Consider the following 14001-nt stretch of genomic DNA (forward strand, 5'->3'; position numbering starts at 1 on the left):
TGCTCAGCCCTTCATACCAGAGGTCGCCATGCCTTCCACCAGTCTCTTCTGGAAGACGAGGAAGCAGATGAGCGTCGGTGCGAGGGCGAGTGTCGACATGGCGAACATCGCGCCGTAGGAGGAGCCGCTGGTCTGGTCCATGAACAGGGTCAGGCCGAGGGGGACGGTGAAGCGGTCGTTCTGCTGGAGGTAGACGAGCTGGTGGAGGAAGTCGTCGTACGTCCAGATGAAGGTGAAGATCGTGGTGGTGATCAGGGCGGGCTTCATCAGCGGCAGGATGATCTTCCAGTAGATCTTCCAGGGGTTGGCGCCGTCCACCATGGCCGCCTGGTCCAGCTCGCGCGGGATGGAGCGGATGAACTGGACCATCAGGAAGATGAAGAAGGCGTCCACCGCGAGGAACTTCGGCACGATCAGCGGCAGGAACGTGTTGATCCAGGTCAGGTTGTAGAAGATCGTGTACTGCGGGATCAGGACGGCCTGCGTGGGCAGCATCAGCGTGCCGAGCATCAGCCCGAACCAGATCTTCTTGCCGCGGAACTCGAAGCGCGCGAAGGCGTAGGCGGCCAGGGAGCAGGAGATCACGTTGCCGATCACGGCGCCGATTGTGACGATCAGCGAGTTGGTGATGTAGAGGGAGAAGGAGTTGCCGGAGCCGCTCCAGCCCTCGGAGTAGTTCTCGGGGCGCAGCGTGTCCGGGATGAGCCCGGGTTGGGTGAAGATCTCGGTGTCGGGCTTGAGGGAGCTGCTCAGCATCCACAGCAGCGGGTACAGCATGACGACGGCCACGCCGATGAGCAGGGTGTGGACGAAGATGCGACGGGAGCCGGTGAGTGAGCGGAGCTTGTGCAGCGGCGACGCGTTCGGGGTGATGGCGGACATGGGGTGAAGGACTCCTCGCTCAGGCGGCGGATCGGACTCGGCACGACGTCAGTCGTCGTAATGGACCCAGTAGCGGCTGGCGATGAAGTTGACCGCCGTGAAGCCGGCGATGACCAGGAACAGCACCCAGGCCAGCGCCGAGGCGTACCCCATCTGGAGGTCCGTGAAGCCCTTCTTGTACAGGTAGAGGGAGTACAGCATGGTCGAGTTCAGTGGTCCGCCGGTGCCGTTGCTGACGACGAAGGCGGGGGTGAACGTCTTGAACGCGTCGATGATCTGCAGGACCACGTTGAAGAAGACGATCGGGGTGAGCAGCGGCAGGGTGATCTTGAAGAACCGGGTGATGTTGCCGGCGCCGTCGATCGCGGCGGCCTCGTAGACGTCCTTCGGCAGCTGCTTCAGACCGGCGAGGAAGATGACCATCGGCGTGCCGAACTGCCAGACGGCCAGCAGCACCAGCGTGTAGATCGCGGTGTCGGGGCTGGAGATCCAGTCCTGGCCCTTGATGCCGAACCAGGCCAGGAAGTCGTTGAACAGGCCCTCGCCGCCGAAGACCTGACGCCACACGATGGCGATGGCCACCGCCCCGCCGAGCAGGGACGGCAGGTAGAAGGCGGCCCGGTAGAGACCGATGCCCCTCAGATCGCGGTTGAGCAACATGGCCACCGCGAGGGCGAGTGCCAGTTTCAGCGGCACGGAGACCAGGACGTAGAGGAGGGTGGCGTGCACCGAGTCCCAGAAGACCGGGTCGTCGGTGAACATCTTGTCGTAGTTGTCCAGGCCGACCCACTGCGCCGGTGTCAGCAGGTCGAAGTTGGTGAAGGACAGGTATAGCGAGTCGAGCATCGGGTAGATCGTCAGGCCGAACAGGCCTACGAACCAGGGGGCCAGGAAGAGGTACGGCCACCAGCCGCCGCCTCGCCGTCTGGCGAGGCGGCGCCGCATACGGTCGCGCTCCCGCTGGTCGGACGGGGTCGCCGAAGCCGGTGGCTCCTTCATGACCGCGTCGGTCTTCGCGGTGGTCACACTCATCTCTCCCTGGCCCTCTCCCGGTGTTGCAGTGGTGCGTACTGCCGCGCCCCGTCAGGGGCGCGGGGCTGCATCCTCATGCGGCTCCGCCGCGATGGGGGTCCCCCCCTGTTCGAGCGAAGCCGAGAACTTGGGGGAGCGACCAGCCACGACGAAGCCGCAGACGATCGACGGCACAGCGCGGCAATTCCTTCATCGGCGGTTCCAGCGGAGCTAACCGCCCAGAATGCCTTCCGCCTGGTCGAAGAACTCGCCGATCTGGGCCTTGATCGACTTCTTGCCGAAGGCGATGGCGAGGTTCGCCTGGAACAGCAGGTCCCAGATCTGGTCGGCGCCCTGCGGCGGCGGCTGGGGGGCGTCGAGGACGTCGGTCGCCTTCCCGACACGCTGGGAGATGTAGTCGGCGTTCTCCATGTTCAGCTTGTCCGTCTCGGTGAGGCCCGAGGCGATCAGGTCGCGGGCCTTCTCCGTCGGCGGGATGCCGCGCAGCAGTTGCATGTCCTTGATCGCCGTCTCGTCCTGCGCGAAGAACGTCATGATCTTCACGGAGTCGGCGACCTTCTTGCTGGCCTTGGTGGCGCTCAGCAGTACACCGCCGTTGACGAAGTTGCCCTCGCGGGCGCCGGAGAAGCCGCCCTGCGGGGTGGGCAGGAAGTCCAGCTGCGCGTCGGTGATGGAGCCGCCCGCGCCGTACACGCCGGAGTCGAAGGTGAACAGGGCCTTGCCGATGACGACCGCGTTCTTGGTGAGGTCGTTGTGCGCGGCCGAGGTGATCGCCGGCGGCGGGGAGGCGTTGGCCTTGCGCATCTCGGCCCAGTACTCCCACCACTCCTGGAGGGTGTCCGCGGTGAAGCCGACCTTCTTGCCGTCGTCGGAGAAGAACTGCTGGCCCTTCTCCCGGGCGAAGATCTCGAAGCACTGGAGGGTGGAGCCGCCGCCGTCGTCGACGCCGTAGATCTTGCCGCCGCTCTTCTTGTGGACGTCGGTGGCTGTCTTCTTCAGGTCGGCCCAGGTCCATTCGCGGTCGGGCAGCTTCAGGCCGAGCTGCTCCAGGCCGCTGCGGTTGACGGTGAGCTGGTTGACGCCGATGCCGGACGGGACGCCGTAGAGCTTGCCGTCGACGGTGCCGGCGGCGAGGAGCGTCCTGGAGAAGCCGGTGAGGTCCAGGGTCTTGCCGACGTAGGAGTCGAGCGGGGCGAGGACACCCTTGCGCGCGTACTGCGCGACCAGGGCGGTGTCCATCTGGAGCAGGTCGGGGGCGCTGCCGCCGGCGACGTTGGTGTTGAACTTGTCGAAGTACCCCTCATAGCCGGAGTAGGTCTCCCGGATCTTGATCTTCGGGTTCTTCTCCTGGAAGTACTTCAGCGTCTTCTTGTAGGCGTTGTGACGGTCGTCGCTGCCCCACCAGGTCATGGTCAGGTCGCTGCTGGTGCTGCCGGCGCCGGTACCCCCGCTGCAGGCGCTGAGCGAGCTGCCGAGGGCACCCGCGACGGCGAGGCCGCTCGCGGTGCGGAAGAGGGTTCTGCGCGAGATCTGGTGACCCACCGGGTCCTCCCTGGATGTGCGTGACGGATCCCGCGGCCGGTCAGCGGCTCGGGTATCTGTGTGTGGGGTGCGCTCTTCGGCATGCGACCTCGCCCGGTCGCGCCGCCCTGGCGGCAAGGGGTCCGTGGCCGTCGTCCCGGCCCGGCCCGTACGAGCACGCCCTCGTACGGCTCGCCGTACACCGTACGGTCGAGTACCTCACCCGGGGCCGGGTCCCGCCGACCCTAGAAAGCGCTTGTCCGGACATTGGCAGACGCCGATGGAGTCCGTCAATGCTTCACTGGCACCCCATCGGTCACGGTTTGGATTCCGCGGGCGACCGCCAGTTCGGTGGCTCCTACAACGGTGCCGCTGTCACCGAGGGCGCTGCTCTGGACCTCGGTGGGCCAGCTCAGCCGGGCCAGTTCCGCCCGGACACCGGGCAGGAGCTGGGGGTTCGAGCCGACGTCGCCACCGAGGATGATCAGGCCGGGGTCGAGGACGGCCGTCGCCGCGGCGGCGAGCCGGCCCACGTCGGCGGCATGGCGGCCGACCACGTCGCACGCTCGGGCGTGTCCGGTGTCGGCGAGCGCGAAGAGCCGCTCAGGGGTACGGGGGCACGGGCCGTCGGCCTCCTGCCAGGCGTCCGCCGCCCGGCGCAGCAGGGAGCGCGCTCCCAGATGCTCCTCCAGCCCCTCATGGCGTGGCTCGCGGTCCTCGTCCCACGGGTAGGGCAGCCGGGCCACCTCTCCGGCGGCGTGGTTCGCTCCGCGCAGCACCTGGCCACCGATGACGACGCCGAGGCCGATGCCCACGCCGATCCGCAGATAGCCGAAGGTGTCGCGGCCGCGGGCGGCGCCCTCGTGCAGTTCGGCGAGCGCGGCGCAGTTGACGTTGTTCTCCAGGTGGATGGGCACTCCGGGCGGCAGGGCGACGGCCATGGCGTCGAAGGCGGGGCCGGCCTTGGCGGTCGCCGGGCGCTCGCCGGTGCCCTCCCGGCCCTGCGTGGTGACATCGCCGACGGCGACGACGACGGCGCGCAGCGGGGCGCCGGCCGGGAGCTCCGAGAGGACCTTGGAGACGACGTCGGCGGCCTCCGGCCGGGAGCCGGTGCACTGGGCGAGCAGAGTGCCGTCCAGTGCACAGCCGCGTACCTGGGTGCGGCTGGGCCCGAGGTCGACGGCGAGCACGGCACCGGCGGCCGCCCCGAGACCGTAGACGGCGGCGGAACGGCCGGTGCCGCCGGAGGCGGTACCCGAGCAGGCGGCGAGTCCGGCGGCCTCGAGCTCGGCCACGGCGGAGGAGACGGTCGGTTTGGAAAGGCCCGCCCCGGCCGCCAGTTGGGGTCGGGTGGCGGTGCCCGCCGCAGCCAGTACGGCGAACACGGCGCGGGCGCTCTCGCTCAGGTGCATGGTCTCCCCAGTCGTACCACGGCGTTCGGGCCGCACGGGTTCGTTCGGCATTCGGGTCCGAACGCTTGACGCACCCTAATTGGTTAGTTAATTTCCTAACGAAGTCAAGCGGTACTCGCCTGCCGCACCCAGCAGAGGCCCGTCCCGGGGCTTCCCGAGCACCCCTCAGTCCTGTGTGTCCAGGCACGGTTCGCCCACCGTCGCAGGCCAACGCAACGACGAAAGAGGCTCCGTGCAGGATTCCACGCCCCTCGCGGTCGGTATCGACGTGGGCGGCACCAAGACGCATCTCCGCGCCCGCGCGGGGACGGGTTCCGTCGCCGACCACGTCCGCACGAGCAGCGGATGGCGGCCTCACGACCCGGTGGCCGCCGCCGCGTGGCTGACCGCGCTGGTCCACGACGCCCTGCCCTCCGGCACGCGTCCGTCCGCCGTCGCGGTGGGCGGCCACGCCTGCGAGACACCACGGCAGTGCGAGGCCGTCCGCGTCGCACTCCAGGAGCGGCTCCAGGTGCCCTGTCTGGTCGTCGGGGACGCCGAACTCCTCGTGCCCGCCGTCGGCTTGGACAACGGCGTCGGTCTCGTCGCCGGAACCGGTTCGGTGGCGGTCGGCCGGCTCGCCGACGGCAGCCCGGTGCAGGTCGGCGGCTGGGGTGCCGTGCTCGGCGACGAGGGCGGCGGCGCCGGACTCGTCCGTGAGGCGGCACGCGCCGTCTGGGCGGCGCATGATCGCGGGGAGGCTCCCGACGCGCTGGCCGACCGGCTCGTCGCCGCCTTCGGAGTGAGCGAAGTACCGGCTCTGGGCGCGGCGTTGGAGAGCGCAACGGACGTGTCGGCCGAGTGGGGGCGGCACGCTCCGGCCGTGTTCGCGGCGGCCGAGGACGGTTCCCTGATCGCCGGCGAGGTGATCGCCGACGGGGGCCGCGCACTTGCCGCGCTCGTGGTCCGGCTCGCCGAGCGCGGCGTCTTCGTCGACGACGTCGTGATCGCGGGCAGCACGGTCCTGGCCCAGCCCACCCTCTACGAGGCGTTCGCCTCCGCCCTCGCCGCGGCCCTGCCGTCGGCGCGGCCCCGCCCGCTCGACGGGGCGCCGGTCGAGGGAGCGGTGGCACTCGCGCAGTCCCTCCTTCGACCGGTCACCCGCTGAACACCACCGCGTCGGCGAGCGGCCATGGGCCGGTCAGGCGTCGCCCCCACTCTCTGCCCGAAGTTCGTTCACCGTGAAAGGAGCGGCACTCGTATGCCGTCATCAGCCGGGCACCACACCGTCGACCGACGTGGCTTCCTGAGGACCTCACTCGGCGCCTCGGCGGGTCTCCTCGCCGCTCCCACCGTCGCCACCTGGTGGAAGGCCCCCGGGGCCCGGGCCGCCGCGGCCCCCGCGGCCTTCGTCGACGACTACACCACCAACGTCGTCGCGAACCAGACCCCCGAGACCAACGCGGTGGTCCGCGCGCTCGGTGGTTTCGCCGAGGTGTGGAAGACCGGCGCCGAGTGGAACACGGGCACCCCGCTCATGCCCGACGTGCTGCGCGCCAACATGCGGTACTGCGCGCGGGTCACCCAGCGCCGCACGGACGCGCAGGCCCGCGAGGCGTTCGTCTTCGACCGGCAACACCAGAGTTACGCGATGATCGCCGGCCTGGGCCCGCTCGCCGAGCTGTACAGGTCGGGCGCCAGGGCCGTCACCTCGATCACGAGTGCCCCGGACGGCACCCCCTCGGGCAAGATCAACGATGCGGTGCCCGCAGACGCGCCCGCCGGTTCCGCGCTCGGCGCCGGCTCGTACGACTCCGCGCTCGGCACCGTGGCCCAGCTGGTCGACACCGTGCGCGGCCCGTTCGCCTCGGGCAACCCGGCCAAGTTCGCGTTCCAGTACCCGCGTCCGTGGCGGATGAACGAGGACAGCGAGGTCGTCGACACGGGCGAGAAGGACGCGCTCGGTTTCCCGGTGTACGACTCCGCCGTGATCGTCGCTCCGCAGCTGCTGCGGCAGCGCGGCACGAGCGGCGAGGAGGACGGCGGCTTCCCCAGCGGCCACACCAACGCCTTCCACCTGGCGGCGCTGGCGTTCGCGTACGCCGTGCCGGAGCGCTTCCAGGAGTTGGTGACCCGGGCCTTCGAGCTGAGCCACTCCCGCATCGTGTCGGGCATGCACTCCACGGTCGACGTCGTGGGCGGCCGCGTCATGGCCACGGCCCTGGCCGCCGCCGCGCTCGCGGACCCGCAGAACGCCGAGCTGAAGGCCGCCGCGCGGAAGCAGGCCGTCGCCTACTTCCAGCAGCGGACGGGCACGACGGCGGACACCCTGTACGCGTACGCGCACTCGGCGGGCGCGGACACCGACCCGTACGCCGACCGGGCCGCCAACGCCCGCGCGGTCGCGCCCCGGCTGACGTACGTCCTCACGCGGAACGGGCGCTCCACGCCGCTGACCGTGCCCAAGGGCGCCGAGGTGCTGCTGGAGACGCGGCTGCCGTACCTGGACGCGGCGCAGCGGCGCGAGGTGCTGCGGACGACCGCCCTGCCGTCGGGCTACGTGCTGCTGGACGGCTGGGAGCAGTGGGGCCGGCTGAACCTGTTCGCGGCGGCCGACGGGTACGGCGCCTTCGAGGCGGACGTGCACGTGACGATGGACTCGGCGGACGCCGGCTTCAGCGCGGCCGACACCTGGCACAACGACATCTCCGGTCCCGGCGGCCTGGTCAAGAGCGGCAGCGGCTCACTGACTTTGTCCGGCGCCAACCGGTACACGGGCGGCACCACCGTGGAGGCGGGCGTGCTGGCGGCGGCCTCGAAGGAGGCGTTCGGCCGCGGTGATGTCAGGGTGGTGCGCGGCACGCTGGCGACGGGCGACAACACCGTCCGGGTGCGGGGCGGTTACACGCAGGCGGGCACGCTGGACGTCACCCTCGACAGAGGCACCGACCCCGCCCTCGTCGTGGACGGCCGCGCGGTCCTGGAGCGGGGCAGTGCCCTGGTGGTCCGGTTCGACCCTCGTCGGTCGCCGCGCCCCGGCAACACGGTGGCGGTCATCGGGGCGCGGTCCCTTCAGGGCCGGTTCGCCGAGGTCACCGTCGCCACCGAGGGCTGGCGGGCCGAGCAGGTCTTCACGGCGCACGGCCTCTCCGTACGCCTGACCAGGAACTGACGCTCCATCAGGCCTGGGTGCGGGACTCCAGATCGAGACGGGTGTCGTTGCCGTAGACACCCGTCTCGTCGCCCCGGATCCCGTACCAGAGCTGGAAGCGTGCGACGGCTTCGGTGAGCGTGGAGTCGTACGTGCCGCTGGTCGAGCCGTTGTCGTACACGTTCGGGATCTTGCGCAGCCGCTGCTGGAGTTCGGCGACCTCCGGGCCGGTGTCGCCCTCGCGCAGGGTGCCGGGCCCGTCGGGGTCGACCGCCTGCTGGGGTGGTGGTGCGGCGCTGGGTGTCGTCGCCGTCGGGGTAGGAGTCGGGGTGCCGGTTTGCGCCTCGTCGCTCGCGTCGCCGCCGGGCACGAGCAGTGCGGCGCCGAAACCGATGAGGGCCGCCGCGGCCACACCGACGACGACCGCGGCGCGGCGCAGATCCACGCCGCCCGCCCGGCGTGTGGAGGGGCGCTCACGAGCCGGTCCGGGACCTGAGTCCGCGCTGAAGTTCTCCCCCATCCGGACGGGCGGGAGTTCCTCGGTCTCGGACTCCTCCAGTCGGGGCGGGGCGGGTTCCGGCGGCGGCGCCGGCGCCGGCGCGACGGGTACGGCCTCGTAGGCCTCGTCGGGATCGGGGCCCGGGCGGCCCTGAAGTTCGGCCTTCGCGCGGTCCTGCTCCATCTCCCGCAGCAGTTCCGCCAACGCCTCCGTCCGGCGGCGGCGCATGACATACGTGGGCTCGATCGGGCGACGCCTCACCGTCTGCCCCGGTTCGGGCGGTGTCGACACACTGCTCTCCTTCCGTGCACGCGGTCTCCCGCCATCCCCGTGGAGTGATACGAGGCCACCGACCCGAGAGTTCAAACCGGGCTCGGGTTCCGTCCGTACAATGTGATCCCGAACGAGCGAACAGCACCGGACAGCGTGGAACGGCCGTCTGGACCAGGCGACGAGGGCAGAAGAGCGCCCGTGGCCGGCCGGCGGTCCATCACCGAAGCCGAGCCGGACGGCGCCGGTCCGAGACCGTGGCGCAGCGGTCGCCGCCCCGGCTCCTGACCCGCGCGAGGGCCCTCATGCGAGCCGACGATCTCGTACCACTGGGCCGGACGGGACTGCGGGTCAGCCGTCTCGGTCTGGGCCTGGCGTCACTGGGCGGACTCTTCGCACCCGTCCCGGAGGACCGGGCCGCCGCCACGCTCGACCGCGCCTGGCAGCTGGGCGTACGGCTCTACGACACGGCACCCGTGTACGGCTACGGGCGTTCGGAGACCCGCACCGGCGCGGCCCTCGCGAACCGGCCGCGTGACGCGTACGTGCTCTGCACGAAGGTCGGCCGGATCATCGAGCCGGGAGGCACCGACACCCAACCCATCTGGGCGGATCCGCCGCCCGGCATGGGGCCCCGCCTCGACTACTCGTACGCCGGGGTGATGCGCAGCGTCGAGGAGAGCCTGGACCGGCTGGGGCTCGACCACGTCGACGTGCTCCACGTCCACGACCCGGACGAGGACTTCACCACCGCCGTCTCCGAGGCCTACCGGGCTCTGGCGGACCTGCGGGCGCGGGGCGTCATCGGTGCGGTGTCGATCGGGGTCAACCACGCGCCGGTCGCCGCGGCGTTCCTGCGTACGGCCGCTCCTCCGGGGCCCGACTGCGTCCTGCTGGCCGGGCGGTACAACCTGCTCGACCAGTCGGGGCTCGACGAGTTGCTGCCGCTGTGTGCCGAGCGCGGTGTCGCCGTGATGGTGGCGGGCGTCTACCAGTCGGGGCTGCTCGCCGACCCTCGTCCGGGCGTACCTCACGGGTACGGCACGGTTCCGGCCGAACTGGGGGCGAAGGTACAGGCGTTGCGGACCGTGTGCGCGGACTTCGGGGTGCCACCGCTGGCGGCGGCCGTGCAGTTCCCCGTCGGGCACCCCGCGGTCACGAGCGTGGTGGTCGGCGCCCGCTCACCGGAGGAGGTCACCGACAGCGTCGCCTACCTGAACCACCCCCTCCCGGCGGGCTTCTGGCAGGCCGTCAAGGCCAGAGGGCTGCTCCCCGGAAGGACCCCGACACCCCTCTGACGGCGGACACGGGGGCGTGGCGCGGGCGGGTTTCACCGGGGTCGGCGATAGCGTCGCCACGCCGCTCCCGGGCCCGGTGGCCGCCGGTTTCCTTCCGAAGGGTCACGGCACTCGCGGCCCCGGCGCGGGCCGCGTGGAGGAGAACGATGACCGAACTGTCAGAGCGCGTCGGCGCAGCCCGCCGCCGGACCGCCCCGGCCACCCCTCTCGGCCACACGCTCCTGCGCCTGGCCACCACGACCGATCACAAGGTGATCGCCCGCCTCTACATGGTCACGGCCTTCTGCTTCTTCCTGTTCGCCGGACTGCTGGCCATCGCGATGCGGGCCGAACTCATGAGCCCCGGGCTGCAGTTCATGAACGAGCAGACGTACAACCAGCTGTTCACGATTCACGGCACGATCATGATGCTGCTCTTCGCGACACCGATGTTCGCCGGGTTCGCGAACGCGGTGATGCCGCTGCAGATCGGCGCTCCGGACGTCGCGTTCCCCCGCCTCAACGCCCTGTCGTACTGGCTGTACCTCTTCGGCGGGCTGATGGTCGTCGCGGGCTTCCTGGTACCGGGTGGTGCCGCGGCGTTCGGCTGGTTCGCGTACGCGCCGCTGAACAGCGCCTACCGCTCCCCGGGGGCGGGCGGTGATCTGTGGGTGATGGGCCTGGTGGTGACGGGTGTGTCGACGACGCTCGGCGCGGTCAACTTCATCACCACGATCCTGTGTCTGCGGGCTCCTGGGATGACGATGTTCCGGATGCCCATCTTCACCTGGAACATCCTCTTCACATCGATCCTGGTGCTGCCGGCGTTCCCGGTGCTGACGGCCACGCTGCTCGTGCTGGAGGCGGACCGCAAGTTCGGGGCGCACGTCTTCGACGCGGCGAACGGCGGGGCCATCCTGTGGCAGCACCTGTTCTGGTTCTTCGGTCACCCGGAGGTGTACATCGTCGCGCTGCCGTTCTTCGGGGTCATCTCGGAGATCCTGCCGGTGTTCTCGCGCAAGCCCCTGTTCGGGTATCTGCCGCTGATCGGTGCGACCATCGCGATCACCATGCTGTCGGCGGTCGTGTGGGCGCACCATATGTTCGCCACCGGTGCGGTGTTGCTGCCGTTCTTCTCCGTCATGTCGTTCCTGATCGCGGTGCCCACCGGGATCAAGTTCTTCGCGTGGATCGGCACCCTTCACAAGGGATCGCTGTCGTTCGAGACGCCGATGCTGTGGTCTCTGGGCTTCCTGGTGACGTTCCTGCTCGGGGGTCTGAGCGGGGTGCTGATCGCGTCGCCTCCGCTGGACTTCCATCTCACCGACTCGTACTTCATCGTGGCCCATCTGCACTACGTGTTGTTCGGCACGGTCGTCTTCGCGATGTTCGCCGGGTTCTACTTCTGGTGGCCGAAGATCACGGGGAAGATGCTCGACGAGCGGCTCGGCAAGGTGCACTACTGGCTGCTGTTCCCCGGCTTCCAGCTGACCTTCCTGGTGCAGCACTGGCTGGGCGAGCAGGGCATGCCGCGCAGGTACGCGGACTATCTGCCGGCCGACGGCTTCACGCTCCTCAACACGCTGTCGTCCCTGGGCGCCTTCCTGCTCGGCATCTCCACGCTGCCGTTCCTGTACAACGTCTGGCGCACCTCCCGCTACGGCGAGCCCGTGACCGAGGACGACCCGTGGGGGTACGGGCGCGCGCTGGAGTGGGCGACGTCGTGTCCGCCGCCCCGCCACAACTTCGTCGCGCTGCCCCGCGTACGGTCGGAGTCGCCCGCGTTCGACCTGCACCATCCCGAGATCGTCAGGCAGGCGCAGGAGGAGGGGCTGCGATGAAAGTCGAGGCGTTCCTCTTCGGTGGCGTCGCCGCGTTCTTCGCGGTCACCGCCGGACTGTACGGCTGGTGGTCGGGCGATCCGACCGGGACGGCGGCACTGGTGATCGCCTTTCTGATGGGCGGCGTGGTGAGTTTCTTCTGCACGGTGCAGTACCGGCGCAAGGGTCGGCGCCCGCAGGACCGCCGTGACGCGGAGGTCGCCGATGCCAGCGGCCCGCTGGAGTTCTTCCCACCGAAGAGCGCCTGGCCGCTGGTCACGGCTGTCGGAGCCGCGATCGCGGCCACGGGTGTGGTCTACGGGCTGTGGCTGTTCCTCATTGGTTTCGGCGTGCTGGCTCGGGGTGTTCTCGGGATGGTGTTCCAGTACGTCCATCGCCAGGAGTGAGCGGAAAGCTGGGCGCCCCGGGGCGGAACGTGTCGACGGGCCGGTGCCCGCTCTCATACCCGCCCTCCAGGGTCTGCCGCACCTCGCCGGTCTCGTCCCCCTTCTCCAGGCGCTCGCGTTCGGCGTCCAGCAGGCCGTGGCAGAGCCGCCGCGCGATCAGGAAGGCGAGGATGGGCGCCACCACGAGGGCGATGCGCAGCACCCAGGTCAGCGTGTTGATCGAGATACGGAACGTCGCCGCCACGATGTCATTGCCGCCGGCCAGCAGCAGGACACCGTAGAAGGTGACGCCGGCGGCGCCGAGGCCGGTGCGGACGGGGCGTTCCCTCGGCCGGTCGCACAGGTGGTGCTCCTGGTCCCACTCCCCGGTCAGCCGCTGCTCGGCGAACGGGTACAGGTAGAGGACGAGGAAGAGCAGTCCGGGCAGGACGATCGCCGGGAGGAGCACGTTCCACATGATGGTGTGTCCGGCGACGTTGGTCTCCCAGGGCGGCACGAGCCGTAGCGCGCCCTCCAGGAACCCCACGTACCAGTCGGGCTGGGAACCGGTCGACGCGATGTCCGGCCGGTAGGGTCCGTACACCCACACCGGGTTGATCTGGGCGAGCCCGCCGAGCAGCGTGAGCACGCCGAACGCGGTGAAGAACAGGCCGCCGGAGGAGGCCATGAACTGCGGGAAGAAGGGTTTGCCGACGGCGTTCCGATTCGACCTGCCGGGGCCCCGCCACTGGGTGTGCTTCAGGTGGACCACCAGGATGAGGTGCACCGTGACCAGGGCGATCAGGGCCCCGGGCAGCAGCAGGATGTGCAGACTGTAGAGCCTGGGGACGATCTCCTCGCCGGGGAACTGGCCGCCGAACGCGAACATGCTCACGTAGGTGCCCACGACCGGGATCGACAGCATGATGCCCTGCGCGATGCGGAGCCCCGTGCCGGACAGCAGGTCGTCGGGGAGTGAGTAGCCCGCGAAGCCCTCGGCGAGGGAGAGCATGAACAGGGTGACGCCGATGACCCAGTTCGCCTCCCGGGGCCGGCGGAAGGCGCCGGTGAAGAAGATCCGCAGCAGATGCAGACCGATCGCGGCGACGAAGACGAGTGCCGCCCAGTGGTGCGTCTGCCGGATGAGGAGGCCGCCGCGGATGTCGAAGCTGATGGACAGGGTCGAGTCGAAGGCCTCCGACATCGGCACGCCGCGCAGGGGCACATAGCTGCCGTCGTAGATCACCTGCCCCATGCTCGGCTTGAAGAAGAACGTCAGATAGACGCCCGTGAGCACCAGGACGACCAGGCTGTAGAGCGCGATCTCGCCCAGGAAGAACGACCAGTGATGGGGGAAGGCCTTGCGCAGCAGCCCGCCGGCGCCGTCGAGCACCGGCAGCCGGGCGTCGACGGCGTCGGCGAGACGCTCACCGGGACGCGTGGCGTCGGCCGATGCCGGCTGGGGGGCCGGGGACCGGGGTTCCGCCGTCACGTCGGGTCCAGGGCTCGGCGTGCGGACTCCTCACAGTGCTCGCGCTCCACGGATCGCCTCCTCCTGCCCGTCGTGACCGGCTCGGCACACGTCATGCCTTGCCGTGGAGCCGTGGGGCGAGTGCCCCGGCTCCGGGAAACACTCGCGCGGCCCGGGGACGGCACCCGTTCGGGTGCCGTCCCCGGGCCGTGGATCCAGGGGTGGAGGGCGTCGTCCTCAGGGTTTGCGGGCGACGCCGCCGATGGCGATCACCTCGCCCTGGGCGGGGGCGGTTCCGGGG

11 protein-coding genes are annotated in these 14001 nt (G+C 70.2%); 5 read left to right on the forward strand and 6 right to left on the reverse strand.

Annotated features, from left to right (window positions below; translation table 11 throughout):
• Positions 1–3 precede the first annotated feature (3 nt).
• From FPZ41_RS27710 to FPZ41_RS27725, 4 genes are all read right to left on the reverse strand, one after another.
• Positions 4–882 carry a carbohydrate ABC transporter permease gene (locus tag FPZ41_RS27710; protein ID WP_152866391.1) on the reverse strand — a complete coding sequence of 293 codons (879 nt, stop codon included), beginning with the start codon at positions 880–882 and terminating at the stop codon, positions 4–6.
• A 48-nt stretch (positions 883–930) separates the two neighbouring features.
• Positions 931–1908 carry a carbohydrate ABC transporter permease gene (locus FPZ41_RS27715; protein ID WP_403203551.1) on the reverse strand — a complete coding sequence of 326 codons (978 nt, stop codon included), beginning with the start codon at positions 1906–1908 and terminating at the stop codon, positions 931–933.
• A 216-nt stretch (positions 1909–2124) separates the two neighbouring features.
• Entirely contained in the window at positions 2125–3456 is a 1332-nt protein-coding gene (locus FPZ41_RS27720) for an ABC transporter substrate-binding protein (RefSeq protein ID WP_322620819.1), read from the reverse strand.
• Between the two features lie 269 nt (positions 3457–3725).
• Positions 3726–4847 carry an ROK family protein gene (locus tag FPZ41_RS27725; protein ID WP_152866399.1) on the reverse strand — a complete coding sequence of 374 codons (1122 nt, stop codon included), beginning with the start codon at positions 4845–4847 and terminating at the stop codon, positions 3726–3728.
• 232 nt (positions 4848–5079) lie between these two features.
• Between FPZ41_RS27725 and FPZ41_RS27730 the strand changes: the two genes are divergently transcribed.
• Positions 5080–5994, forward strand: a complete 915-nt coding sequence (locus FPZ41_RS27730; RefSeq protein WP_322620820.1) for an N-acetylglucosamine kinase — start codon at positions 5080–5082, stop codon at positions 5992–5994.
• Between the two features lie 93 nt (positions 5995–6087).
• Positions 6088–7998, forward strand: a complete 1911-nt coding sequence (locus FPZ41_RS27735; protein ID WP_152866394.1) for a phosphatase PAP2 family protein — start codon at positions 6088–6090, stop codon at positions 7996–7998.
• Between the two features lie 7 nt (positions 7999–8005).
• On the opposite strand, the gene FPZ41_RS27740 is transcribed toward FPZ41_RS27735, so the two are convergent.
• Positions 8006–8767, reverse strand: coding sequence for a peptidoglycan-binding domain-containing protein (locus FPZ41_RS27740; protein ID WP_322620821.1), 762 nt, complete (start codon positions 8765–8767; stop codon positions 8006–8008).
• 284 nt (positions 8768–9051) lie between these two features.
• Between FPZ41_RS27740 and FPZ41_RS27745 the strand changes: the two genes are divergently transcribed.
• From FPZ41_RS27745 to ctaF, 3 genes are all read left to right on the forward strand, one after another.
• Entirely contained in the window at positions 9052–10044 is a 993-nt protein-coding gene (locus FPZ41_RS27745) for an aldo/keto reductase (protein ID WP_152866395.1), read from the forward strand.
• Positions 10045–10190: 146 nt separating this feature from the next.
• Complete coding sequence (gene ctaD / locus FPZ41_RS27750; RefSeq protein ID WP_152866396.1) at positions 10191–11864, forward strand: aa3-type cytochrome oxidase subunit I; 1674 nt, start codon at positions 10191–10193, stop codon at positions 11862–11864.
• Entirely contained in the window at positions 11861–12250 is a 390-nt protein-coding gene (gene ctaF, locus FPZ41_RS27755; protein ID WP_131557491.1) for an aa3-type cytochrome oxidase subunit IV, read from the forward strand. The genes ctaD and ctaF overlap by 4 nt, the downstream gene beginning before the upstream one ends.
• On the opposite strand, the gene qcrB is transcribed toward ctaF, so the two are convergent.
• Positions 12180–13721: a cytochrome bc1 complex cytochrome b subunit gene (gene qcrB, locus FPZ41_RS27760; RefSeq protein WP_407698825.1), complete on the reverse strand. Its 1542-nt coding sequence runs from the start codon at positions 13719–13721 to the stop codon at positions 12180–12182. The two genes, ctaF and qcrB, sit on opposite strands and share 71 nt — an antisense overlap.
• Between the last annotated feature and the right edge of the window lie 280 nt (positions 13722–14001).

This window comes from Streptomyces acidicola, from assembly GCF_009377235.1.
Classification (GTDB): domain Bacteria; phylum Actinomycetota; class Actinomycetes; order Streptomycetales; family Streptomycetaceae; genus Streptomyces; species Streptomyces acidicola.

What these genes read in the sequence shown, in the direction of transcription:
- ctaF (WP_131557491.1), top strand. Translation starts at nt 11,861, where the DNA reads ATGAAAGTCGAGGCGTTCCTCTTCGGTGGCGTCGCCGCGTTCTTCGCG.
- FPZ41_RS27745 (WP_152866395.1), top strand. Translation starts at nt 9,052, where the DNA reads ATGCGAGCCGACGATCTCGTACCACTGGGCCGGACGGGACTGCGGGTC.
- FPZ41_RS27725 (WP_152866399.1), bottom strand. Translation starts at nt 4,847, where the DNA reads ATGCACCTGAGCGAGAGCGCCCGCGCCGTGTTCGCCGTACTGGCTGCG.
- FPZ41_RS27735 (WP_152866394.1), top strand. Translation starts at nt 6,088, where the DNA reads ATGCCGTCATCAGCCGGGCACCACACCGTCGACCGACGTGGCTTCCTG.
- ctaD (WP_152866396.1), top strand. Translation starts at nt 10,191, where the DNA reads ATGACCGAACTGTCAGAGCGCGTCGGCGCAGCCCGCCGCCGGACCGCC.
- FPZ41_RS27710 (WP_152866391.1), bottom strand. Translation starts at nt 882, where the DNA reads ATGTCCGCCATCACCCCGAACGCGTCGCCGCTGCACAAGCTCCGCTCA.